Origin of the sequence: Frigoribacterium sp. CFBP9030 (genome assembly GCF_034045195.1) — a bacterium.
GTDB lineage: Bacteria > Actinomycetota > Actinomycetes > Actinomycetales > Microbacteriaceae > Frigoribacterium.
The window spans coordinates 347,477-369,613 of record NZ_JAXCWG010000001.1; the positions used below are offsets into that span (position 1 = coordinate 347,477).

The window sequence follows — 22,137 nt, forward strand, 5'->3', positions numbered from 1 at the left end:
AGTGGTTGGTCGTTCTGCTGGTCACCGTGTGCGTGGTGTCGATCGTCGACGCGACGATAGCCGCGCTGGTGGGGGCGCAGAGTGTTCTGTGGTCTTCGATCAGGGTCGCAGCCATGATCGGGCTGATCGTGGCTGCGTGCCGTCGGCCGTCTGCAGGGTAATGAAGAGTCACGACACGCCGCGGACCCCTAGAGGTGAGCGGCGTGTCGTGACTCCTCGACTGGAGGAGGGGCGGGCTAGTCCTCGTCGTCGGCGGGCTCGTGCACGTGGGCCTCGCCGGTCACGGCGTCGACGCGGATGACCGTGCCGTCGTCGAGCTCGACCACGGGGCGACGCTCGAGCCAGGTGAGCGTCCAGCGCCAGGTCGACGCGTCGACGCCCTGTTCGGCGAGCTCGCGTTCGACGGAGGCGATCGCCCCGAGGACGGGTGCATCGAGGTCGGCCGGCGCCGCGCCTCCTACGCTCCACCGCGTACCGAGCTGCATCAGGCGCCCGCCGCCGGTGCCGCAGCGGACGTGTCGGCCGGCTGCTCGGCGAACACGATGTCACCCACGGCGAGCTCGTCGCCCTCGGCGAACGTCAGATCGGCGATCTTGCCGACCGCCGCGAGATCCCCCGCGGCGAGGCGGACCAGCGCCAGCTGAGCGGCCGGCGCCGTGATCACGGCCGTCGACACGGGGGTCTTCTGCGAGGCCTTCGCATCGGACTTCGCCCGGCGCACGAAGATCAGCGCCTGCCCGACGAGCCCGACCAGCCCGGTCGCGGACTCGCCCTCGGACAGACCGAGCTCGGCGACGGTCGGCCACGCCGCCTGGTGGATGGACTCGTCGTGCGTCCACGACCAGACCTCTTCGGTCGCGAACGGCAGGTACGGCGCCAGCAGTCTCAGCAGCCCCTCGAGCACCGTGCGGAGGGCGAGCACTGCCGAGGCCTGCTCGGCCGGTGTCGTCGCACCGTAGGCGCGCTCTTTGACCAGCTCGAGGTAGTCGTCGCAGAAGGTCCAGAAGAACTTCTCGGTCGTCTCGAGCGCCCGGGCGTGGTCGTAGCCCTCGAGCGCCTCGGTGGCGGTCTCGATGACCGACGCGAAGGTGGCGAGCAGGTCGCGGTCGAGCGGCTCGGTGACCGAGTGCTCGCCCGAGGGCAGCTCGAACGAGTAGACGAACTTGGCGGCGTTCAGCACCTTGATCGCCAGTCGGCGGCCGATCTTGATCTGCTTCGGGTTCTGCGGGTCGAACGCCGCGTCGGTGCCCAGACGGCTCGAGGCCGCCCAGTAGCGCACCGAGTCCGAGCCGTGGTCGTCGAGCATCGCGGCCGGGGTGACGACGTTGCCCTTCGACTTCGACATCTTCTTGCGGTCGGGGTCGACGATGAAGCCCGAGATCGAGGCGTTCCGCCACGGGACGGTGCCCCCCTCGAGCTGCGCGCGCAGCATCGTCGAGAACAGCCAGGTGCGGATGATGTCCTGCCCCTGGGGGCGCACGTCGTACGGGAACACGAGGTCGAACAGCTCGGGGTCGGCCTCCCACTTGCCGGCCAGCTGCGGGGTGAGCGACGAGGTCGCCCAGGTGTCCATCACGTCGAGCTCGCCCTGGAACCCGCCGGGGACCCCGCGCTGCGACTCGTCGTAGCCGGGCGCGGTGTCGGACGACGGGTCGACGGGCAGCTGCGCCTCGCTCGGCACGATCACCTCGTCGAAGACGGGGTTGCCGTCGCCGTCGAGCGGGTACCAGACCGGGATCGGCACGCCGAAGAAGCGCTGGCGCGAGATCAGCCAGTCGCCGTTCAGGCCGTTGACCCAGTTCTCGTAGCGCACGCGCATGAACTCGGGGTGGAACGCGACCTCGCCGCCGCGCTCGAGCAGCGTCGACTTGAGCTGCTCGTCGCGAGCGCCGTTGACGACGTACCACTGGCGCGTCGAGACGATCTCGAGGGGCTTGTCGCCCTTCTCGAAGAACTTGACGGGGTGCGTGATCTTGCGGATCTCGCCGACCAGATCGCCCGAGGCGGTCAGCTGCTCGACCACGGACTGCTTGGCGCTGAACACGGTCTTGCCGGCCAGCTGCGCGTAGGAGGCGCGACCCGCCTCGGACTCGATCGCCGCCGGCGCCTCGCTGACGAACCGACCGTCGAAGCCGATCACGGCGCGGTTCGGCAGCTGCAGCTCACGCCACCACACGACGTCGTTGGTGTCGCCGAAGGTGCAGACCATCGCGATGCCCGAGCCCTTGTCGGGCTGCGCCAGGTGGTGCGCCACCACGGGCACCTCGACGTCGAACAGGGGGGAGCGGACGGTCGTGCCGAACAGCGCCTGGTAGCGCTCGTCGTCGGGGTGGGCGACGAGTGCGACGCAGGCGGGCAGCAGCTCGGGGCGCGTCGTGTCGATCAGCACGTCGCCCTGCCCGTCGGTGCGGTGGAATGCGAGCTTGTGGTACGCGCCCGGCATGTCCTTGTCTTCGAGCTCGGCCTGCGCCACCGCGGTGCGGAAGGTGACGTCCCACAGGGTCGGGGCGTCGGCCTGGTAGGCCTCGCCGCGCGACAGGTTGCGGAGGAACGCCTTCTGCGCGATGGCCTGCGAGTCGTCGCCGATGGTGCGGTAGCTCTGGGTCCAGTCGACGGAGAGTCCGAGCTTGCGCCAGACGTCCTCGAACTGCTTCTCGTCTTCGACGGTCAGGCGCTCGCACAGCTCGACGAAGTTGCGGCGCGAGATGGGCACCTGGTCGGCGGCCTTCGACGACTTGTTGTCGCCGCCCTCGAAGGGCGGGGTGAAGTCGGCGTCGTAGGGCAGCGAGGGGTCGCAGCGCACGCCGTAGAAGTTCTGCACGCGACGCTCGGTCGGCAGGCCGTTATCGTCCCAGCCCATCGGGTAGAAGACGCGCTTGCCGCGCATCCGCTCGAACCGCGCCTTGACGTCGGTGTGCGTGTAGCTGAACACGTGACCGATGTGCAGGCTGCCCGAGGCGGTCGGCGGGGGAGTGTCGACAGAGAAGACGGAGGCGCGGGTCGCGCCGTCGCGGTCGAACCGGTAGGTGCCGGAGTCCTCCCAGACCTGGCCCCAGCGGGCCTCGAGTCCTTCGAGGGCGGGCTTCTCGGGCATCGCTGACGGCATCTGGCTCTCCGGTTCTGTGGGCGGCACCGTGTCGGTGGGGAGGTGCCTGGTTGTGGGACGCCGATCAGTCTACGCGTGGCGATCCGCGCCTCCTCGGGGGTGCGCTCTCTGCACCTGTGCGCACGCTGCACTGGTACTGACATGACAGGACTGGTAGTGTCGGTGCGTTTTTGCCGACGCTGGGGTCGACGCCATCACCCGACGAACTGGAGGCACCCGATGTCCGCCAAGAAGCAGCACAGCACGAGACCCGCCCGGCGATCGCTCACCACCGACGACGTCACCGTCGTCGAGGAGGGCCTGCTCAAGCGCGCGGTCAGCGCCGCAGCGCTCGGCAACGCCATGGAGTGGTTCGACTTCGGCGTCTACGCCTACATCACGACGACGATCGCGCAGGTGTTCTTCCCGCCCGGGAACGACGCGCTCAACATCCTCTTCACCTTCGGCACGTTCACCGCCGCGTTCATCGTGCGCCCGATCGGCGGCGCGTTCTTCGGCCCGCTCGGCGACCGGATCGGCCGCCAGAAGGTGCTCGCGGTCACGATGATCCTCATGGCGGCCGGCACGCTCGCCATCGGCCTCATCCCGTCGTACGCGACCATCGGGATCTGGGCGCCCATCCTGCTGCTGCTGGCGCGCCTCCTGCAGGGCTTCTCGACCGGCGGCGAGTACGGAGGCGCGGCCACGTTCATCGCGGAGTACTCGCCCGACAATCGTCGCGGCTTCATGGGCTCGTGGCTCGAGTTCGGCACGCTCGGCGGTTACGTGCTGGGCGCCTCGCTCGTCACGGCCCTGCAGGTGGCGATGAGCGAGGAGGCGCTGCTGGCCTGGGGCTGGCGGATCCCGTTCCTGATCGCCGGGCCCCTCGGCCTGATCGGGCTCTACCTGCGCCTCAAGCTCGAGGAGACGCCGGCCTTCCAGAAGCAGCAGGAGGAGGCCGCCGGTCGCGAGCACGTCAAGGTGCCGCTCGTGAAGCTCTTCGCCGAGAACTGGCGGGCGTTGATCGTCTGCATCGGCCTGGTGCTGGTGTTCAACGTGACCGACTACATGCTGCTGTCGTACATGCCGACCTACCTCACCAACACGCTCGGCCGCAGCGCGACCTCGGGGCTGCTGCTCGTGATCGTCGTGATGGTGCTGATGATGATCGTCATCACGTTCAGCGGGCGCCTGAGCGACCGGTTCGGCCGTCGACCCGTGCTGTTCGCCGGCTGCATCGGGTTCCTGGTGCTGTCGTGGCCGGCCCTCAAGCTCGTGCAGTCCGAGAGCACGCCGCTCGTCTTCGTCGGCCTGCTCGTGCTCGGCCTGGTGCTCGTCACGTTCACGTCGACCATGCCGTCGACGCTGCCCGCGCTGTTCCCGACGATCATCCGCTACGGCGCCCTGGCCATCGCGTTCAACGTGTCGGTGTCGCTGTTCGGCGGCACGACGCCGCTCGCCACCGAGGCGCTGGTCGTCTGGGCCGAGGGGAAGGGCTTCTCGTGGGCCCACGACATCCCCGCCTTCTACCTGATGGCCGCGGCCGTGATCGGCCTCGTCGCCGTGTGGTTCACGAAGGAGACCGCCAACGAGCCGCTGCTCGGCTCGGGGCCGTCGGTCGCGACCGACGTCGAGGCGCGCGAGCTGGTCGAGGCCTACGCCGACGAGTCGAGCGAGGTCGCGAAGTCGGACTGGGCGCTCGAGTGGGCGCAGTCCGGCCCGATCGACGTGGTGCGCGTGGACGGCGACGGGGAAGCCGCCCCGCGACGCTGACCGGTGCACGGGTGCACGGGTGCCCGGGTGCGGAGGTGCCCGGGTGCGGAGGTGCCCGGGTGCGGCGGGTGAGTGTCATCGGGGGCGGGTCAGCGCTGACCCGCCGCCGATGACACCGACCCGCCGCACCCCTCTGGGCGAGCGCTAGGGGCGGGCGGCGAGCGCTAGGGGCGGGCGGCGAGCAGCGCCCGGGTGTGGGGGTGCTGCGGCGAGGCGAAGACGTCGGCCGTCGGCCCCTGCTCGACGATGCGCCCCTCGTGCATCACGGCGACGCGGTCGGCCATGTGCCCGATCACGTCGAGGTCGTGCGAGATGAAGAGGTACGACAGGTCGTCGTCGCGCTGCAGGTCGTCGAGCAGATCGAGCACCTGGGCCTGCACCGACACGTCGAGGGCCGAGACGGGCTCGTCGCAGACGACGATGCGGGGCCGCGGGGCGAGCGCGCGGGCGATGGCGACGCGCTGCCGCTGCCCGCCCGAGAGCGACGCGGGGCGACGGGGCGCGAGCCCTGGGGGCAGCCCCACCCGGTCGAGCAGCGCCTCGATCTCGGCCCGTACGGGCGCCGTCCGCAGGCTCCGACCCGCGGTGATCGCGTCGGCGAGCAGCTGCTCGACGGTCAGGCGGGGGTCGAAGGAGCTCGCCGCGTCCTGGTAGATCGCACCGAGCGAGGCGCGGCGGGCGCGGCGATCGCGTTCTCGCAGAGGCGACCAGGGCTCCCCGAGGAGGCGCACCGCACCTCCGTCGGGTTCGTCGAGCCCCAGGAGGAGGCGCGCGGTCGTGGTCTTGCCGCTTCCGGAGGCGCCCACCAGGCCGAGCGTCTCGCCCGCGCGCAGCTCGAGGGACACGTCGTCGACCGCGAGCCGGGCCGCCCGCCCGCGGGTCGCCGGGAAGACGCGTCGGAGGCCCTCCGCGGAGAGCACGACGTCGTCGACCGGAGCCGCCGCCTCCTGCGCCGCCGCCTCCCGCGCCTCCTGCATCGCCGCCTCCCGCGCCTCCTGAGCCTGCGCCTCCTGCTCCTCGCCGACGTCGCCCCGCGACAGGCGTCGCCCTCGGGGCACGCCGCCCGGCAGTGCCGCGACGAGCCGCCGCGTGTAGTCGGCCTGCGGGGAGTCGAGCACGTCGGCGGTGGGCCCCTGCTCGACGACGACGCCGTCTCGCATCACGAGCACCCGGTCGGCCAGGCGCCGCACGACGCCCAGATCGTGACTGATGGCGAGGACGGCGGTGCCGCCGTCGCGGAGGGCGGCCAGACGGTCGACGACGAGGCGCTGCACCTCGGCGTCGAGGGCCGTCGTCGGCTCGTCGGCGACGACGACGTCGGGTCGCAGGACGAGCGCGGCGGCGAGGAGAGCCCGCTGCCGCAGCCCGCCCGACAGCTCGCCCGACCTCTGACCGAGACGGGTCTCCGGGTCGGGCATGCCGACCTCGGCGAGGACTTCGAGCGCGCGCTCTCGACGCTGCCGGGGGCCGAGGTCGGTATGCAGGCGGAGGGCGTCGTCGATCTCGCGTCCGATCGGGCGCAGCGGGTCGAGCGAGACGAGGGCGTCCTGCAGCACGAGACCGATGCGCGCACCGCGGACCCGACGCCAGGCGCGGTCGTCGAGGGTCGAGAGGTCGCGGTCGCCGAGGGTCAGCCGATCGACGTCGACCCGGCCGCCGCTCAGCCCGAGCAGCGAGCGCGCGGTGACGCTCTTGCCCGAACCCGACTCGCCGACGAGGGCCACGCACTCGCCGGGCGCCACCGAGAACGAGACGCCGTCGACCACGGTCGCCGACCCGAACGAGACGCGCAGACCGCCGACCCTCAGCCCGTCCGCCGCCGTGTCGTCTCGCGCTGCGGTGGTCATGAGGAGTCCCTCCCTCGTCGGGCGAGCCCGCGGCCGAGCACCGTCGCGGCCGCGGCGGTCACGACGACGGCCAGCCCGGGGAACACGGTCATCCACCAGGCGGTCGTCGAGTAGGTGCGACCGGCCGAGAGCATGGCGCCCCACTCCGGGGCGGGCGGGGGAGCACCGAGCCCCAGGTAGCTGAGCGACGACGCCCAGACGACGGCCTGCCCGAGACCGAGCGTCGCGAGCACGACGACGGGCGCCAGCGCGTTCGGCAGCACGTGCCGCAGCAGGACGGTGCCCGGTCGCCTCCCGAGCACCACGGCCGCCTCGACCATCGCCGAGCGGCGCACCCGCACGACCTGACTGCGCACGATGCGCGCGTAGCCGGGTGCGGTGGCGAGCCCGACGGCGATCGTCGCGGGCACGGCGCCCGGCCCGGTGAAGGCGATGACGACGAGCGCGAGCAGCAGACCGGGCAGGGCGAACAGGACCTCCAGGAGGCGGCTGACCCCGGCGTCGGCGAGACGCCCCGGCAGCCGACCGCCGCCGAAGCCGGCCGCGACCCCGAGGGCCACGCCGAGTCCGGTGCCGATCAGGGTGGCGACGGCCCCGATGGACAAGGAGGCGCCGGTGCCGTGGATCACGCGCGTCCAGATCCCTCGCCCCGACTCGTCCGTGCCGAACGGGTGGGCGGGCGACGGCGGAGCGAAGGCGTCGGCGGGGGAGATCGCCAGGGGATCGCCCGGTGCGAGCAGCTGCGGGGCGACCGCGGCCAGCACGACGAGGGCCAGCACGATCGCGGCCACCGCCTCCGGTGGTCTCACGCGGGAGCCGCCACCAGCCCGCTCACGGCCACGGCGTCGGGGGAGCTCGGCGAGCACGGTCATGCGGCACGCTCCCGGGGGTCGACGGCGCGCTCCGCCAGGTCGCCGAGGGCGACCACCACGACGTACGCGAGGGCCGAGGTGAGCGCCACCCCCGTCACCAGGGGGATGTCCCTCAGCGTGACGGCCTGCAGCAGCGTGCGACCGAGCCCGGGCCGGGCGAAGATCGACTCGACCACGACGGCGCCGCTCAGCAGCGAGCCGAACGCCCAGCCCGAGAGCGCGAGCCCCGGCAGAGCCGCATGACGCAGCAGATGACGGCGGAACAGTCCCGACCGCGACTCGCCGCGGGCTCGTGCCGTCAGGGCGAACGGCGCGGTCGACGCGTCGAGGAGCGAGTCGCGGGTCACCTGCCCGAGGAACCCGGCGACCGGGATCGCCAGGGTGACGACCGGCAGCACGATGCCGAGGGGCGTGCCGGTGCTGACCGGCGGCAGCCAGCCCAGCTGCGTGCTGAAGACCAGCACGAGCACACCCGCCAGCCAGAAGTGCGGCACCGCCGAGGCGACGATCTCGAGCGACGACGAGACCGCCCCGGCGACGCGCCCGCCGAGGGTCGCCCACCAGGCCGTGCCCAGGGCGAGCAGCCACGCGACCACGAGCGACAGCACGGCGAGCAGCAGCGTGCCGGGCAGCTGGTCGAGCAGCAGACCCGCCACGTCGGTGCGCAGGGAGTACGAGGTGCCCAGGTCTCCGACGGCCAGCCGACCCAGCTGCGCGAGGTACTGCAGGAGGAGCGGGTCGTCCAGTCCGTACTGCTCGCGGACCAGGGCGATCGCCTCCGCGGAGGCCTGCGACCCCGGGCCGCCGAGGATCGCCTCGGCCGGGTCGCCGGGCACGAGCCGGATCGCGAAGAAGATCAGCGTGGCCACGGCCCACAGCACGACGAGCGCCCCGACCAGGCGACCGACCAGCCACCGGACGGGTGCGGGCACGACCCCGCGCCTCCTCGGCTCCTGCCCGGTCGACGACCGGATGACGGCCCGACCCTCAGCCGACGGTGTACGCGTCATACAGCGTGACCGCCGAGACCGGGGGCAGCGCCCGCACGCCGGCGACCGCCGAACGGGCCAGGTAGTGGTTCTGCTGGTCGTAGAGGGGCAGCACGGTGTAGCTCTCGAGCACGATCCTCTGGGCCTGCTCGTAGAGGTCGGCGCGCTCGTCGGCGTCGGAGGTCTCGGACGCCCGCGTCAGCAGGTCGTCGAGGGCGGGGTCGCTCAGCTGGGCGAGGTTGGCGAAGTAGCCGCTCGGAGCCGGCGTGATGCCGTCGGTGTCGTAGAGGATCCGCAGCACGTCGGGGCCGACCTTCGTGTACGGCGCGCTCACGAGGTCGTAGTCGTTCGCGGCCAGGGCGCCGTACCAGCTCGACAGGTCGAGCGGCGAGAGCGTCACCTCGAAGCCGAGGTCGCGGGCGCCGGCCTGCACCTGCTCGAAGAGCGACTGCTCGGCGGGGATCGACTGGTTCGTGCTCACCGGGAACTCGAGCGAGAGGCGCTCGCCGTCTTTCGTGCGGTAGCCGTCGGAGTCGCGCTCCGTCCAGCCGGCGTCGTCGAGGAGCGCTCCGGCCGCGTCGACGTCGACCTCGAACAGCGACGGGTCGGAGTAGGCGAGCGGCTCGACGCTCGACAGGGGCGAGTACGAGCGCTCGGCGGTGCCGAAGAACAGCGAGTCGATGCCGTCGGTGACGTCGACGCCCGTGATGAAGGCCTCGCGCACGCGCTCGTCGTCGAAGGGCGCCTTGCCCGAGTTCAGCTCGATGCGGTTCACGGCGCCGGGGCGGGGCGCGTCGATCTCGGCCAGGGCGTCGTCCTTCTCGGCGGCGACGAGGGTGTCGGGCTGGACGTTGTCGATGACGTCGACCTGCCCGGCCTGCAGCGCCGAGTAGCGCGCCGCCGAGTCGGGGATGAAGCGCCAGACGACCTCGTCGAGGTACGCGGGGCCGTCGTGGTCGGCGTCGGCGGGCGGCGACGAGTAGTCGTCGTTGCGGGTGAGCACGATGCGGTCCTGCTTGGTCCACGACTCGACCACGAACGGACCGGTGCCGACGGGGGACTCGCAGTTGACCTCCTGGCTGCGCTCGAGCGCCGCGGGCGACTCCATCGCGACCCAGGGCTGCGTCAGCGATTCGAGCAGCGCGCTGTCGGGGGCGCTCAGGTCGAAGCGCGCCGTCTGCGCGTCGACGACCTCGACGCCGGTGACCTTGCCGAGGGCGAGGTAGCCCGTCGACGACAGGGTCTCCGGGTCTTGCAGGTGGGCGACGTTGGCGGCGACCGCGGCGGCGTCGAACGGGGTGCCGTCGCTGAAGACGACGTCGTCGCGGAGGTCGAACGTCCAGCTGAGGCCGTCGGCGGACTCCTCCCATGAGGTCGCGAGCCAGGGGACGATCTCGCCCGACCCGTTCTTCGAGACGAGCGACTCGAGGTACTGGGTGGAGACCAGGGCCTGGGGGTAGTTGCCGCCGACGTGCGGGTCGAGGCAGGTCGGCTCGGCGTCGCCCGTCGCGTAGGTGAGGGTGCCGCCCGAGCGCGGGGTGGCGGACCCCGTGGCCTCGCCGCCGGTCGTGCATCCGGCGAGCAGGAGGGCGCCGACGGTGGTCAGGGCGAGGAGGGCGGGCAGACGGGTGCGCATGGGACTCCGGGTGATCGGGAGGGGCGGGCCGGGTGAGGATGACGCCGTCACGGTCGTCGACGCTGACTCCGGGACGGCGGAACACGTTTATGGACGGAGTCCAACAAGTGCACCGATCGAGTGTACCGCCATGATGGAGGGCATGTCAGACCCGTCACGGCGCCCGATCGGCCGCCCTCGCCGCTCGTCGGCCGAGATGCTCGCCGACGCCGCCGCCGAGCTGTTCCTCGAGAACGGCTGGTCGGGGACGACCGTCGACCAGATCGCCCAGCGGGCCGGGGTCAGCCGGGGCACCTTCTTCAACTACTTCGACTCGAAGGCCGACCTCTTCTGGCTCGACCTCGACGTGAGTCTGGCGGGTCTCGGGGAGCTGCTCCGCGCCTCCTCGGGATCATCGCCCGTGCGCAGCGTCGAGGCGGCGCTGGTCGCCGTCGGCCGAGCCCACGACCCGGCCCGGGTGCCCTGGGCGTTGACGCAGTCCGAGGCGATGGGTCTCGGCGACGAGCTCGTCGCATCGGCGGCCGTCCGCGTCGTGCGGCTGCAGTCGGTCGTCGCCGCCCATCTCGCCGAGGCCTCCGGCGGGCGACGGGGCGAGCTCGGTCACGAGGCCGCGGCGGCATCCCTGGTGGCCGCCGCGGTGGCCGCGATCACCCACTGGGCGAGATCGGGAGTCGGTCGTCGCCCGCTCGGCGACGTGATGGCCGACGCCCTGGGGCCGGTCGCCGACGGTCTCGACGCCGTCGCACGCCCGTCGACCGCCTCCTGACGACCCGGGAGGCGCGTCCTCGTCAGTGCGTCGGCGTCGACCCGGTCGACGGTGACGTCGGCGAGAGGACGTCGACGATGTCGGCCCTCTTCGGGAACACCCACTTGTTCATGGCCCAGTAGCGGAACACCATGGCGATGAGCGTGCCGATGATCGGGCCGCTGATGAAGTCCGCCACCTCCTGCGTGGCGAACGACACGTTCGGCACGCCGAGGCCGAAGCCGTAGCGCGAGAGGTAGAGGGGGGCCGAGTTCAGACCGATGCCCACGATGCTGACCGCCGTGAACAGGAGCATCTCGTGCGCCGTGTGGCGGTCACCGCGATCGTCGAACGACCACTTCTTGTTCATCCAGTACGACACGACGGTCGCGACGATCGTGCCGACGGCGAGGGCCGTGACCGGGTGCTGCGGGATGACGAAGAGCTTCAGGCCGTAGTTGATCACCATGGTGATGACGAACCCGATGCCGCCGACCACGAGGAACCGGATGGCTGAGGGGTTGGCCCTAGCCAACCGGATCACTGAACGCACGAGCATCACGGTAGACGCCGGCGCCTCCGTCCACCTGACAGACCCGCCAACGGACAGACGACTCGTGCGATCCGATGGACGCTCGCCACACCATCGGAGGCCCGGTGTCGTCCGTCGAGATGACGGAACCTCAATCGTTCGGATGACATCGGGTGACGAAACGATCACGGCCGCGCGACCGGCCGCCTCGACTCCGTACGGTGAGGTCACGCGGTCGACTTGAGGCCGTGTCGCGGGGCCCGGGGGTGGGTCGAGAGCACCGCGTCGAGCTTGGCCCACGCGAGAGAGATCACCATGAAGAACACCCTGTCGGCCGCCGTCGCGCTGCCGACCGCCGTCGTCATCGCCCTGGGGGGACTCCTGATCGGCGTGCCCGCGGCCTCCGCCGCTCCGGCCCCGACGGAGCAGAGCGTCGGGCTCGCGCGACCCGCCGACGGGACGGTCGTCGACGGGACGGTTGTCGACGGGACCGCTGCCGACGAGGCGGCGTCTCCGGCGCCGACCGTCGGAGCCGACCCCGTCGACGGTGCACCGGTACCCGGCGAGGCGCCGGTCGAGGACGTCCCCGCCGACCAGCCCGGCTCCGGCGCTCCTGTGGAGACTCCCGTCGCGGTCGAGCCCACGGCGCCCGGCTCGGACGTCGTCGCGAACCCGTCCGCATCCCCCTCGCCGGCCGCTCCGCCGGCCGTCGAAGCCGCCGCGGCCCCCGGCTTCACCGTGACCAGCCCCCTGGTCGGACAGCGGCTGACCTCCGCCGGCGTCCGCCTCGAGGCGTCGGTGCCGACGGGGAGCACGGTCCGCTGGAGCATCTCCGACGGACAGAGCGGCCTGTCGCAGGTCGCCGACGGAGCGTTCTCCGAAGCGATCTCCCTCGACGGATCCACGGCGGCGGTCACGTACACCGTCGTGCTGCAGGTCTCGGATGCGGACGGGGTCGACCTCGGCACCATCGATCGCGAGTTCGTCGTCGCCGGGCTCCCCACGAGCTCCGCACCGACGATCTCCACGCCCGGCGAGGGCGGCCGCGTCGAGGGACGACCTTACGAGTCGGGGGACTACGAGACGGGTGCGATCGACGTGACCGGAACGGGCACGCCCGGCTCCGTCATCGACATCGACCTGCTCGCGATCGTCCCGGCGACTCCCTGGGGATACGACGACGAGCCGCCGGTGGTGGCCGCCGACGGGACGTGGAGCGACGAGGTCTTCGTGCCCTACGGCCAGTGGAGCATCTCCGCACGTCAGGGCGCGTTCGATGCGGACGGCTTCGCGACCACGCTCCCGTCCCGTGAGGCCTCGGTCGTCGTGAGCGTGCTCCGTCGCGTCGATCTCCTGCCCGCGGCTCCGGTCGTCACCTCGCCCGCGCAGGGCGGCACGGTGGTCGGTCGGCCCGATGGCAGCCAGGGGCACGACGGCTCGCAGGTCTTCACCATCGCGGGCACGGGCACCCCGGGCACGGTCATCGCCCTCTACGGGTTCTTCCCCGAGGGGCGCGCCGCGATCGACCGCTACGCGGCGGCGGCCCGGGGCGAAGGGGAAGGCGGCGGCGAAGGGGAGTTCGAGCCGCTCATCGCGGGCATCGACCCGACGATCGTCGGGGCCGACGGCACCTGGTCCATGACGGAGAGCCTGAAGCCGGGCACCTACTCGTTCGCCGTCTTCACGCTGTTCGACAACCCCGACCAATCGTTCATGTCGGGTCCGAGCAACGTCGTGACCTTCACCCTGGTCGCCCCGACGGCCGTCGTGGGCACCTCCTCGACCTCCGGCACGTCGGCACTGGCCTACACGGGCGCCGAGGGATCGGGCCCGCTGTCGGTCGCTGCGCTGGTCGTGATCGGTCTCGGTCTCGTCGCCGTCGGATACGCGCGTCGCCGAACGCGTCGCCTCAGCTGATCGGCAGGAGGCTCGGCTCGTCGGGCGTCGACAGGGTGAGCACCGCCTCCTCGACCGCGTCGTGCTCCTCGAGCTCCCGCTCGACGCGACGGAGGGCCACGGCGACGTGCCCCTCCGTCTCGTCGCCCGACATGTCGACCGCCGCGACCAGGTAGAGACGCCCCGGACCGACGAACTCGGTGTGCAGGTAGGTCACCCGGGCGATCTCGGGGCGGTCGAGCAGACGCGCGAGCACGATCGACTCGAGCTCGTCGCTCGGGCTCTCGCCGACCAGGAACCTCCTGTTGCGGTCGACCAGCACGAGGGCGACGACCCCGAGCAGCACACCCACCGCGATCGAGCCGACGGCGTCGAACACTGCTGAACCGGTGATCTGGTGCAGGAGGATGCCGAGGAACGCGATCACCAGGCCGACGAGCGCAGCGGCGTCCTCGGCGAAGACGGCGCGCAACGTCGGGTTCGAGCTGCGCAGCACGAACCGGAGGGTCGGCTGGCTGCGGTCGCGAGCGCTGCCTCGGGCCTGACGGAGGGCCTGCAAGAAGGAGGTGCCCTCGAGCACGAAGGCCACTCCGAGCACGATGTAGTTGACCAGGTAGTCCTCGGCCGCCTCGGCGGCGCCCAGCTGCGAGATGCCGTGCTGGATCGAGACGACGGCGCCGACCGTGAAGAGCCCGAAGGCCGCGAACATCGACCAGACGTAGGTCTCCTTGCCGTAGCCGAGAGGGTGCGAGGCGTCGCGTCGCCTCACCCCGCGCTTGTCGGCGATGAAGAGGAACACCTCGTTGCCGGTGTCGGCCCACGAGTGCGCCGACTCGGCCACCATCGAGGCCGACCCCGTGAGAAGAGCCGCCACCGTCTTCGCGACGGCGATCAGCAGGTTCGCCACGAACGCGACCAGCACGGTGGTGAAGCTCTCCGGCTTCGCCGTCCCCTCGGGCTGCGCGGTGCTCTGGGGGTCGGCGGTGCTCTCGGCGGTCATGATCTCGATTCTGCACTCTCTGCAGATGATCGCGCCGCGCCTCCTCGCCTTGTACGATGGACCCGCTGTGATCCGGCCATCACCGGGGAGCTCTCGGCAGAACGCGTCGACCGGCCCGTCAGGGCACGAGGCGTCAGTAGACCCGAGCGGGGCAGGCCCGTCACAGCCGCAGCAGAGCGGTCGCCCGCAGGGGCGGCAAGCGGGGTGGTACCGCGCCGACCGAGAACCCTCGGCAGGCGTCCTCGTGAACGGACATCCGCACCACCTGGAGTTCCCATGGCCTACCAGCCGGTACCCGCATCGCCCCGATTCCCCGACGTCGAACAGGGGATCCTCGCGTTCTGGAAGGGCGACGACACCTTCCGCGAGTCGATCCGCGCCCGCGAGGGCTGCGACGAGTGGGTCTTCTACGACGGCCCGCCCTTCGCCAACGGGCTGCCGCACTACGGCCACCTCCTGACGGGCTACGCCAAAGACGTGTTCCCGAGGTACCAGACGATGCGCGGCAAGCAGGTGCACCGTCGCTTCGGCTGGGACACCCACGGTCTGCCCGCCGAGCTCGAGGCGATGCGGCAGCTCGGCATCACCGAGAAGCACGAGATCGACGACATGGGCATCGGCGCCTTCAACGCGGCCGCCCGCAGCTCGGTGCTGAAGTACACCGACGAGTGGCAGGGCTACGTGACCCGCCAGGCGCGCTGGGTCGACTTCGACGACGACTACAAGACCCTCGACTCCACCTTCATGGAGAGCGTGATCTGGGCCTTCAAGCAGCTGCACGAGAAGTCGCTGGCCTACGAGGGCTTCCGGGTGCTGCCCTACTGCTGGCACGACCAGACGCCGCTGTCGAACCACGAGCTGCGGATGGACGACGACGTCTACAAGATGCGTCAAGACCAGACGGTCACGGTCTCGTTCCCCCTCGTCGGGGCGAAGGCCGAGGCTCTCGGGCTGACCGGCGTCGAGGCGCTCGCCTGGACGACGACCCCCTGGACCCTCCCGACGAACATGGCCCTCGCGGTCGGCCCGTCGATCGACTACGTGACCGTGCCCCACGCCCTTCTGCCCGGCGAGCGCACCGGCGACCAGCAGCTGCTGACCGGCAGCGTGTTCCTGCTCGCGGCCGACACCCTCGCCGCCTACTCGCGCGACCTCGGCTACGACTCGCCCGAGGCCGCCCAGGCCGCCGTCAGCGCGACCTTCGCCGGGGCCGAGCTCGAGGGCGTCGAGTACGACCGCATCTGGGACGTCTACGCCGACACCGAGACCTACGGCACCGAGAACGCCTGGCGCGTGCTCGTCGCCGACTACGTCGCGACCGGCGAGGGCACGGGCATCGTGCATCAGGCGCCCGCCTACGGCGAGGACGACCAGCAGGTCTGCGCCGCCGCCGGCATCCCCGTGCTGGTCTCCGTCGACGACGCGGGCCGGTTCCTGCCGCTGTTCGACGAGCTCGGCGTCGCGGGTCAGCAGGTGTTCGACGCCAACAAGACCCTCGTGCAGCGTCTCCGTGCCGACGGCCGCCTCGTCCGTCTCGCGAGCTACGAGCACAGCTACCCGCACTGCTGGCGCTGCCGCAACCCGCTCATCTACAAGGCCGTGTCGAGCTGGTTCGTCCGCGTGACCGAGTTCCGCGACCGCATGAGCGAGCTCAACCAGCAGATCACCTGGGTGCCCGAGAACGTGAAGGACGGCCAGTTCGGCAAGTGGGTGGGCGGCGCCCGCGACTGGTCGATCTCGCGCAACCGCTACTGGGGCTCGCCCATCCCGGTCTGGAAGAGCGACGACCCGGCCCACCCCCGGGTGGACGTCTACGGCTCGTTCGCCGAGCTCGAGGCCGACTTCGGTCGTCTGCCGCTCAACGAGCAGGGCGAGCCCGATCTGCACCGCCCCTACATCGACGACCTCACCCGTCCGAACCCCGACGACCCCACCGGTCAGAGCACGATGCGTCGCATCGACGACGTCTTCGACGTCTGGTTCGACTCTGGCTCGATGCCCTTCGCGCAGGTGCACTACCCGTTCGAGAATCAGAGCTGGTTCGAGACGCACGCCCCGGCCGACTTCGTGGTCGAGTACATCGGCCAGACGCGCGGCTGGTTCTACGTGATGCACGCGCTGTCGACGGCGCTCTTCGACCGGCCCGCCTTCTCGAAGGTCATCAGCCACGGCATCGTGCTCGGCTCCGACGGTCAGAAGATGTCGAAGAGCCTCCGCAACTACCCCGACGTCAACGAGGTCTTCGATCGCGACGGCGCCGACGCCATGCGGTGGTTCCTGATGTCGAGCTCGGTGATCCGCGGCGGCAATCTCGTCGTGACCGAAGAGGGCATCCGCGAGGGCGTCCGGCAGTTCCTCCTCCCGCTCTGGAGCACCTACTACTTCTTCACCCTCTACGCGAACGCGGCCGACGCCGACGGTTCAGGAGGTGCGGGTCGCCACGTCGCCGACGGCTACGTCGCGAAGTGGCGCACCGATTCGAGCGACGTGCTCGACCGCTACCTGCTGGCGAAGACGCGCCTCCTCGTCACCGACGTCGAGCGGCACCTGGACGCGCTCGACTCGCCTCTCGCGGCGGCGGCGCTCCGCGACTTCGCCGACGTGCTGACCAACTGGTACGTGCGCCGCTCGCGCGACCGCTTCTGGTCGGGCGACGACCACGACGCGTTCGACACGCTGTACACCGTGCTCGAGACGGTCACCCGGGTGGCCGCGCCCCTGGCCCCGCTGGTCGCGGAGGAGATCTGGAAGGGTCTCACGGGGGGTCGCAGCGTGCACCTGACCGACTGGCCCGACGCGTCGGCGTTCCCGGCCGACGACGCCCTGGTCGAGGCCATGGACTCCGTGCGCGAGATCGCCTCGTCGGGTCTCGCTCTCCGCAAGTCGACCGGTCTGCGGGTGCGTCTGCCCCTCGCGCGTCTCACGGTGGTCGCACCCGACCCGGCCGCCCTCGAGCCGTTCGCGTCGATCCTCCGGGACGAGCTGAACGTCAAGTCGGTCGTGCTCACGCCCCTGACCGAAGAGAGCCTCGGCGACTACGGCGTGACCCGCAAGCTGACGGTCAACGCCCGCGCCGCGGGCCCCCGCATCGGCAAGCAGGTGCAGCAGGTCATCCCGGCCGCCAAGAAGGGCGACTGGCAGCCCGTCGGCGAGAACGTCGTCGTGGGCGGCATCGAACTGCTGCCGGGCGAGTTCACGCTCGAGCTGGCGGTCGCCGACGCGGCCGCGGCCATCGGCTTCGTCGGCGACGGCGGCTTCGTGCTGCTCGACACCGCGACGACGCCCGAGCTCGAGGCGGAGGGGCTCGCCCGCGACGTCGTCCGCGCCGTGCAGCAGGCCCGGAAGAACACCGGGCTCGACGTGAGCGACCGCGTGGTGACGACCCTGGGCGTCGACGACGCCGGGGCCGACGCCGTCGAGACCCATCGCGACCTGATCCAGGCCGAGACCCTGACCACCGAGCTCGTGATCGACCGACGGAGCGACCTCGCCGACCGCGTCGACGCCGTCGCCGTCGGCGCGGGCTCGGCCGTGACCGTGGAGGTGCGACGCGCATGACCCCGAAGAAGAGCAAGAACCCCGAGCCCGCCGACGACGGCGGCGAGTTCGCCGCCGAGGCCGCCCGCGTCCACGACGAGCTGCTCGCGCGGGTCGGCGAGCAGGCGCCCGAGCCCCGGCTCGGCGCCACCCGCCGGGTCGCCGAGCTGCTCGGCGACCCGCAGCGCGCCTACCCGGTGATCCACATCACGGGCACGAACGGCAAGACGTCGACCTCGCGGATGATCGAGAGCATCCTCCGCTCGTACGGTCTGCGCACCGGCCTGCTGACCAGCCCGCACCTCGTCCGGCTGAACGAGCGCATCATGATCGACGGTGAGCCGATCAGCGACGAGCGGCTCGTCGCCAACTGGGACGACATCCAGCCCTATCTCGCCATGGTCGACGCCGAGCTCGGCGCCGCCGGCGACCAGGCGCTGACGTTCTTCGAGGCGCTCACGGTGCTCGCCTTCGCCTGCTTCGCCGACGCGCCGGCCGACGTCGTCGTGCTCGAGGTGGGCATGGGCGGCGAGTGGGACAGCACGAACGTGGCGGACGGTCAGGTGGCCGTCTTCACGCCCATCGCACTCGACCACCAGAACCGGCTCGGCTCGACGGTCGAGGCCATCGCCCGCACCAAGTCGGGCATCGTCAAGCCCTCCGCGTCGGTGGTCAGCGCCTCGCAGGTGCCCGAGGCCCTGGCCGAGCTCGAGCGCGCGGTCGAGCTGACCGAGTCGACGCTGGCCGTCGAGGGCGTCGGCTTCGGCGTCGAGTCGACGACCGTGGCCGTCGGCGGACAGGTCGTGTCGATCCGCGGTCTCGCGGGGCGGTACCCCGACCTCGTGCTGCCGCTCTTCGGCGACCACCAGGCTCAGAACGCCGCCGTCGCCGTCGCGGCGGTCGAGTCGTTCCTCGGCAGCGGCAGCCAGGCGCTCGACCTCGACGTGCTCTCCGACGGGCTCGCCCAGGTGACGTCGCCGGGTCGACTGCAGATCGTCGCCAACGATCCGACCATCCTGGTCGACGCGGCTCACAACCCCCATGGCGCCCGAGCCCTCGCCAAGGCGATCGAGGCGTACTTCCCGTTCGGTCGCGTCGTCGCCGTCCTCGCCGTGCTGACCGACAAGGACGCGACCGGCATCATCCGGGCGCTGTCGGGCACGGTGCAGCAGTTCGTCGTCACCCAGTCCGACTCCGACCGCTCCGTCCCCGCCGACGAGCTCGCGGCCGTTGCCGTCAAGGTCGTCGGCGCCGACCGGGTCGTCGTCGAGACCGACCTCGCGGCCGCGCTCCGCACCGCCCGCGACCTCGCCGACGAGACCGAGGGCGACCGCCCCGGCGGCGTCGTCGTGACGGGGTCGATCACCCTGGTCGGAGACGTCCTCGCGCTCGCACAGGGCCCGGAGGGGCTCTCATGACCACGGTGCCGCCTCCCGACGGGGGCGCCCCCGCCCCGGGTCGTGCCCGCCGCCGACGCGGTGCGGCCGAGAGCCTGCTCTCGATCGTGCTGGTGCTCGAGGCCATGTCGATGTTCTTCGTCATGCTCGTGGTCAACGGCCGCGATCTGCTGCCCACGGGCGTCGCCTTCGGAGGCGGTCTGGCCGCCATCGTCGTCATGCTGCTCGTCTCGCGCGTGCTGCGCCACCGCTGGGGCATCGTGCTCGGCTGGATCGTGCAGGCGGGTCTCATCGCCTGCGGGCTGCTCGACCCGGTCATGTACGTCGTAGCGGGCGTGTTCGTCGCCCTGTGGACGTACTGCCTGGTGAAGGGCACGCAGCTCGACCGGCTGAACGCGGCGCGCTACGGCGACCCCGCCGGGCCGGCCTGACCCGCGCCTCCTCGGCCCTCGCCCCTCGGCCGCGACCCAGCGTCCCGACCCCCTCGACTTCCCCCGTCCCCGACATGAAGGAGCACCAGTGACCGCCCTCGAAGAAACCCTCGTCCTCGTCAAGCCCGACGGCGTGGCCCGCGGCCTGACCGGCGAGATCCTCCGCCGCATCGAGGCGAAGGGCTACGCCCTCGTCGACATCCGTCTCGTGCAGGCCGACCGCGACCTGCTCGCCGCCCACTACGAGGAGCACGTCGGCAAGCCGTTCTACGAGCCCCTCGTCGAGTTCATGCAGAGCGGTCCCACCGTCGCGATCCGCGTCGCCGGCAACTCGGTCATCGCCGGCTTCCGCTCGCTGGCGGGCACCACCGACCCGACCACCGCGGCACCCGGCACGATCCGCGGCGACCTCGGCCGCGACTGGGGCCTCAAGGTGCAGCAGAACCTCGTGCACGGCAGCGACTCGGCCGAGTCGGCCGCGCGCGAGCTGTCGCTCTGGTTCTGACGACCCCGAGAACGCACCGAGCGTGAACGGACGGGCCCGCGCCTCCTGATCGAGGAGGCGCGGGCCCGTCGTCCGTCCCCGGCCCGGGTCAGGGGGTCGGCGTGGCCGTCGACTCCGTGCCGCCGGTCGAGGTGTCCGCCGTGGAGGCGCCGCTCGCGACCTCGGCGACGAACTGCGCGAAGACGGTCGGGTCGGTCAGCGACCCGCCGTACTTCTGACCGTTGACCAGGATGGTCGGGGTGCCCGTCACCTTCGCCTCGTCGGAGTTCGGCAGCGGGTCGTTCAGCGCCCGTTCGGTGGCCGAGGCGACCCAGTCGTCGAACTCGCCGCCGGTGATGCAGCCGGCGATGCCCGGGTCGTCGGCTCCGGCCCCCTCGACGAGCGACACCAGCTCGGCGTCGGTCAGCCCGCTGGTGTTCTCGGCGGGCTGCTGTGCGAAGAGGGCCGTGTTGACGTCGAGCGCGGCGTCGGGCTGGTAGTTCGCGACGCAGGCGAACGCGTTGGCCGACCGTGTCGAGTACTTCGTGCCGAGCGAGGCGTTGTCGAGGAACCCCAGGGGGTGGATCTCGAGGTCGACGTCGCCCTGCGACACCCAGGTCGAGAGCTGCTCGGCGTTCGTGGTGTCGAACTGACCGCAGTAGGGGCACAGGTAGTCGAGGTAGACGACGATGCTCGGCTTCTCGGCCGTGCCCGCCGTCGAGGCGACGGGCTCGGCGTCGGCCTCGAGCGCGTCGGTCGTGGCGGCCGAGACGCTCGTGCCGTCGCCCGAGAGGACGAGGCCGTCGCTCGCCATGTTGAGCGGACCGGGGCCGGCGGGCGCGAGCGACCGGGTGATCACCAGGGCGATGACCCCGATGACGGCGAGGACCCCGACGACCAGACCGCCCTGGGCGAACCACTTGTTGCGACGGCGGCGTCTCGCCTCGGTCTCACGGGTGATCCGCGCCTTCTCGCGCGCGGCGTCACGACGTTCGCGCTTGGTGTCTCCGGTGCCGGGTGACGGCGTCATCGCTCCTCGATTCTCGTTCGGGTACCGGCGAGTCTCGCTCGCGCGTCGAAGAGGAGGCTGAGAGCGGCGCGGGTCAGAAGAGCGTCGACAGCAGCAGGGGGAACTGCACCACGATCACCGTCGCGACGACGATGTAGTTCAGGGCGGGCAGCACCCACGAGTACGGCAGGAGGCGCGCTGCGGCCCTCTGCACGCCGCTGCCCGTCGGAGCGGTGACGCCACGGGCCAGACCCCACACCGTCGTGATCCAGAAGAGCGGGATCGTCACCGACCAGACGAGCATGCACCAGGGGCAGAGCGCGCCGATGACGAAGACCGTCTGGGTGAAGAGCCAGGTGATGAAGACCCAGGCCAGGAACGTGCCGGCCGTGAAGGCGATCCAGAACCAGCGGGCGAACCGCGCGCCGGCGAGCAGGGCGACGCCGACCGCGATCGGGGCGACGAAGCCGATCAGGCCGATGATCGGGTTGGGGAACCCGAACAGCGACGCCTGGGCGCTCTCGATGACGGGGGAGCAGCCGACGAAGGGATTGACGTCGCAGCCGAGCGCCTCGGTCGGATTCTCGAGCAGTCGGAACTTGTCGAGCGTCAGGGCGAAGGCGCCCATCAGCCCGACGACGCCCGCGACGATCAGCAGGACGGCCGTCACGACGGGCGTCCGGCCGGTGGGGAGGGTGCGCGGTGGGGTCTGCGAGGTCGTCACACCGGGAATCATTCCACGCTCCGATGGGTGGTCACGGGCTGAGCATGCGATAATCGCTTCAGTCGCAGGGTGACAGCCTCGCGATCGAGACTTGCCGGGCCGTGTCGACCCCGCGATCCCCTCCGGGGCGATCGTGCGGGTGCGACGGAAACCGGGCCGGGGCGCAGTCGCCCCTCGTCG

Annotated in this window: 17 protein-coding genes; 7 read left to right on the plus strand and 10 right to left on the minus strand. The window is 71.5% G+C overall.

What is annotated here, in order from left to right; genetic code table 11:
• Positions 1–236: 236 nt before the first annotated feature.
• A complete protein-coding gene (locus SOM13_RS01605) occupies positions 237–485 on the minus strand; it encodes a hypothetical protein (protein WP_192059974.1) in 249 nt (82 codons plus the stop codon).
• Complete coding sequence (valS, locus tag SOM13_RS01610; RefSeq protein WP_320478719.1) at positions 485–3,094, minus strand: valine--tRNA ligase; 2,610 nt, start codon at positions 3,092–3,094, stop codon at positions 485–487. Before valS ends, SOM13_RS01605 begins: the two co-directional genes overlap by 1 nt.
• 231 nt (positions 3,095–3,325) lie before the next feature.
• On the opposite strand from valS, the gene proP reads away from it, so the two are divergent.
• Positions 3,326–4,858, plus strand: a complete 1,533-nt coding sequence (gene proP / locus SOM13_RS01615) for a glycine betaine/L-proline transporter ProP (RefSeq protein ID WP_320478720.1) — start codon at positions 3,326–3,328, stop codon at positions 4,856–4,858.
• Between the two features lie 164 nt (positions 4,859–5,022).
• Here proP and SOM13_RS01620 read toward each other — a convergent pair whose 3' ends face one another.
• The 4 genes from SOM13_RS01620 to SOM13_RS01635 are packed head-to-tail and all read right to left on the minus strand — an operon-like array spanning position 5,023 to position 10,202.
• Complete coding sequence (locus tag SOM13_RS01620) at positions 5,023–6,705, minus strand: ABC transporter ATP-binding protein (RefSeq protein ID WP_320478721.1); 1,683 nt, start codon at positions 6,703–6,705, stop codon at positions 5,023–5,025.
• Complete coding sequence (locus SOM13_RS01625; RefSeq protein ID WP_320478722.1) at positions 6,702–7,577, minus strand: ABC transporter permease; 876 nt, start codon at positions 7,575–7,577, stop codon at positions 6,702–6,704. Before SOM13_RS01625 ends, SOM13_RS01620 begins: the two co-directional genes overlap by 4 nt.
• The gene (locus SOM13_RS01630) at positions 7,574–8,509 is read right to left on the minus strand and encodes an ABC transporter permease (RefSeq protein WP_320478723.1); all 936 of its coding nucleotides are present in this window, start codon (positions 8,507–8,509) and stop codon (positions 7,574–7,576) included. Before SOM13_RS01630 ends, SOM13_RS01625 begins: the two co-directional genes overlap by 4 nt.
• A gap of 55 nt (positions 8,510–8,564) precedes the next feature.
• Entirely contained in the window at positions 8,565–10,202 is a 1,638-nt protein-coding gene (locus SOM13_RS01635; protein ID WP_320478724.1) for an ABC transporter substrate-binding protein, read from the minus strand.
• 142 nt (positions 10,203–10,344) lie between these two features.
• Here SOM13_RS01635 and SOM13_RS01640 point away from each other — a divergent pair, with 142 nt between their 5' ends.
• Positions 10,345–10,968: a TetR/AcrR family transcriptional regulator gene (locus SOM13_RS01640; RefSeq protein WP_320478725.1), complete on the plus strand. Its 624-nt coding sequence runs from the start codon at positions 10,345–10,347 to the stop codon at positions 10,966–10,968.
• 22 nt (positions 10,969–10,990) lie between these two features.
• Here SOM13_RS01640 and SOM13_RS01645 read toward each other — a convergent pair whose 3' ends face one another.
• On the minus strand, positions 10,991–11,500 hold the full coding sequence (locus SOM13_RS01645; RefSeq protein ID WP_197981795.1) for a GtrA family protein: 510 nt from the start codon (positions 11,498–11,500) through the stop codon (positions 10,991–10,993).
• A 294-nt stretch (positions 11,501–11,794) separates the two neighbouring features.
• Here SOM13_RS01645 and SOM13_RS01650 point away from each other — a divergent pair, with 294 nt between their 5' ends.
• The gene (locus SOM13_RS01650) at positions 11,795–13,396 is read left to right on the plus strand and encodes a hypothetical protein (RefSeq protein ID WP_320478726.1); all 1,602 of its coding nucleotides are present in this window, start codon (positions 11,795–11,797) and stop codon (positions 13,394–13,396) included.
• On the opposite strand, the gene SOM13_RS01655 is transcribed toward SOM13_RS01650, so the two are convergent.
• Positions 13,389–14,375 (minus strand): cation diffusion facilitator family transporter, encoded by a 987-nt coding sequence (locus SOM13_RS01655; protein WP_243215321.1) that lies wholly within the window; start codon positions 14,373–14,375, stop codon positions 13,389–13,391. The genes SOM13_RS01650 and SOM13_RS01655 overlap by 8 nt on opposite strands.
• Positions 14,376–14,651: 276 nt before the next feature.
• On the opposite strand from SOM13_RS01655, the gene ileS reads away from it, so the two are divergent.
• The 4 genes from ileS (at position 14,652) to ndk (ending at position 20,245) form a co-directional block, all read left to right on the plus strand.
• Positions 14,652–17,933, plus strand: a complete 3,282-nt coding sequence (gene ileS / locus SOM13_RS01660) for an isoleucine--tRNA ligase (RefSeq protein ID WP_320478727.1) — start codon at positions 14,652–14,654, stop codon at positions 17,931–17,933.
• Positions 17,930–19,330, plus strand: a complete 1,401-nt coding sequence (locus SOM13_RS01665; RefSeq protein ID WP_320478728.1) for a folylpolyglutamate synthase/dihydrofolate synthase family protein — start codon at positions 17,930–17,932, stop codon at positions 19,328–19,330. The genes ileS and SOM13_RS01665 overlap by 4 nt, the downstream gene beginning before the upstream one ends.
• Positions 19,327–19,740: a DUF4233 domain-containing protein gene (locus SOM13_RS01670; RefSeq protein WP_320478729.1), complete on the plus strand. Its 414-nt coding sequence runs from the start codon at positions 19,327–19,329 to the stop codon at positions 19,738–19,740. The genes SOM13_RS01665 and SOM13_RS01670 overlap by 4 nt, the downstream gene beginning before the upstream one ends.
• Before the next feature lie 88 nt (positions 19,741–19,828).
• Positions 19,829–20,245: a nucleoside-diphosphate kinase gene (gene ndk / locus SOM13_RS01675; protein ID WP_320478730.1), complete on the plus strand. Its 417-nt coding sequence runs from the start codon at positions 19,829–19,831 to the stop codon at positions 20,243–20,245.
• 88 nt (positions 20,246–20,333) lie between these two features.
• Here the strand turns inward: ndk and SOM13_RS01680 are convergent, their stop codons facing one another.
• Together SOM13_RS01680 and SOM13_RS01685 are read right to left on the minus strand one after the other, a co-directional pair.
• Positions 20,334–21,254, minus strand: a complete 921-nt coding sequence (locus SOM13_RS01680) for a DsbA family protein (RefSeq protein WP_320478731.1) — start codon at positions 21,252–21,254, stop codon at positions 20,334–20,336.
• A gap of 73 nt (positions 21,255–21,327) precedes the next feature.
• Complete coding sequence (locus SOM13_RS01685; protein WP_320478511.1) at positions 21,328–21,957, minus strand: vitamin K epoxide reductase family protein; 630 nt, start codon at positions 21,955–21,957, stop codon at positions 21,328–21,330.
• Positions 21,958–22,137 lie beyond the last annotated feature (180 nt).

Coding starts and splice junctions, on each gene's coding strand:
- SOM13_RS01605 (WP_192059974.1), bottom strand. CDS start 485: ATGCAGCTCGGTACGCGGTGGAGCGTAGGAGGCGCGGCGCCGGCCGAC.
- valS (WP_320478719.1), bottom strand. CDS start 3,094: ATGCCCGAGAAGCCCGCCCTCGAAGGACTCGAGGCCCGCTGGGGCCAG.
- proP (WP_320478720.1), top strand. CDS start 3,326: ATGTCCGCCAAGAAGCAGCACAGCACGAGACCCGCCCGGCGATCGCTC.
- SOM13_RS01620 (WP_320478721.1), bottom strand. CDS start 6,705: ATGACCACCGCAGCGCGAGACGACACGGCGGCGGACGGGCTGAGGGTC.
- SOM13_RS01625 (WP_320478722.1), bottom strand. CDS start 7,577: ATGACCGTGCTCGCCGAGCTCCCCCGACGCCGTGGCCGTGAGCGGGCT.
- SOM13_RS01635 (WP_320478724.1), bottom strand. CDS start 10,202: ATGCGCACCCGTCTGCCCGCCCTCCTCGCCCTGACCACCGTCGGCGCC.
- SOM13_RS01640 (WP_320478725.1), top strand. CDS start 10,345: ATGTCAGACCCGTCACGGCGCCCGATCGGCCGCCCTCGCCGCTCGTCG.
- SOM13_RS01650 (WP_320478726.1), top strand. CDS start 11,795: ATGAAGAACACCCTGTCGGCCGCCGTCGCGCTGCCGACCGCCGTCGTC.
- SOM13_RS01655 (WP_243215321.1), bottom strand. CDS start 14,375: ATGACCGCCGAGAGCACCGCCGACCCCCAGAGCACCGCGCAGCCCGAG.
- ileS (WP_320478727.1), top strand. CDS start 14,652: ATGGCCTACCAGCCGGTACCCGCATCGCCCCGATTCCCCGACGTCGAA.
- SOM13_RS01665 (WP_320478728.1), top strand. CDS start 17,930: ATGACCCCGAAGAAGAGCAAGAACCCCGAGCCCGCCGACGACGGCGGC.
- SOM13_RS01670 (WP_320478729.1), top strand. CDS start 19,327: ATGACCACGGTGCCGCCTCCCGACGGGGGCGCCCCCGCCCCGGGTCGT.
- SOM13_RS01680 (WP_320478731.1), bottom strand. CDS start 21,254: ATGACGCCGTCACCCGGCACCGGAGACACCAAGCGCGAACGTCGTGAC.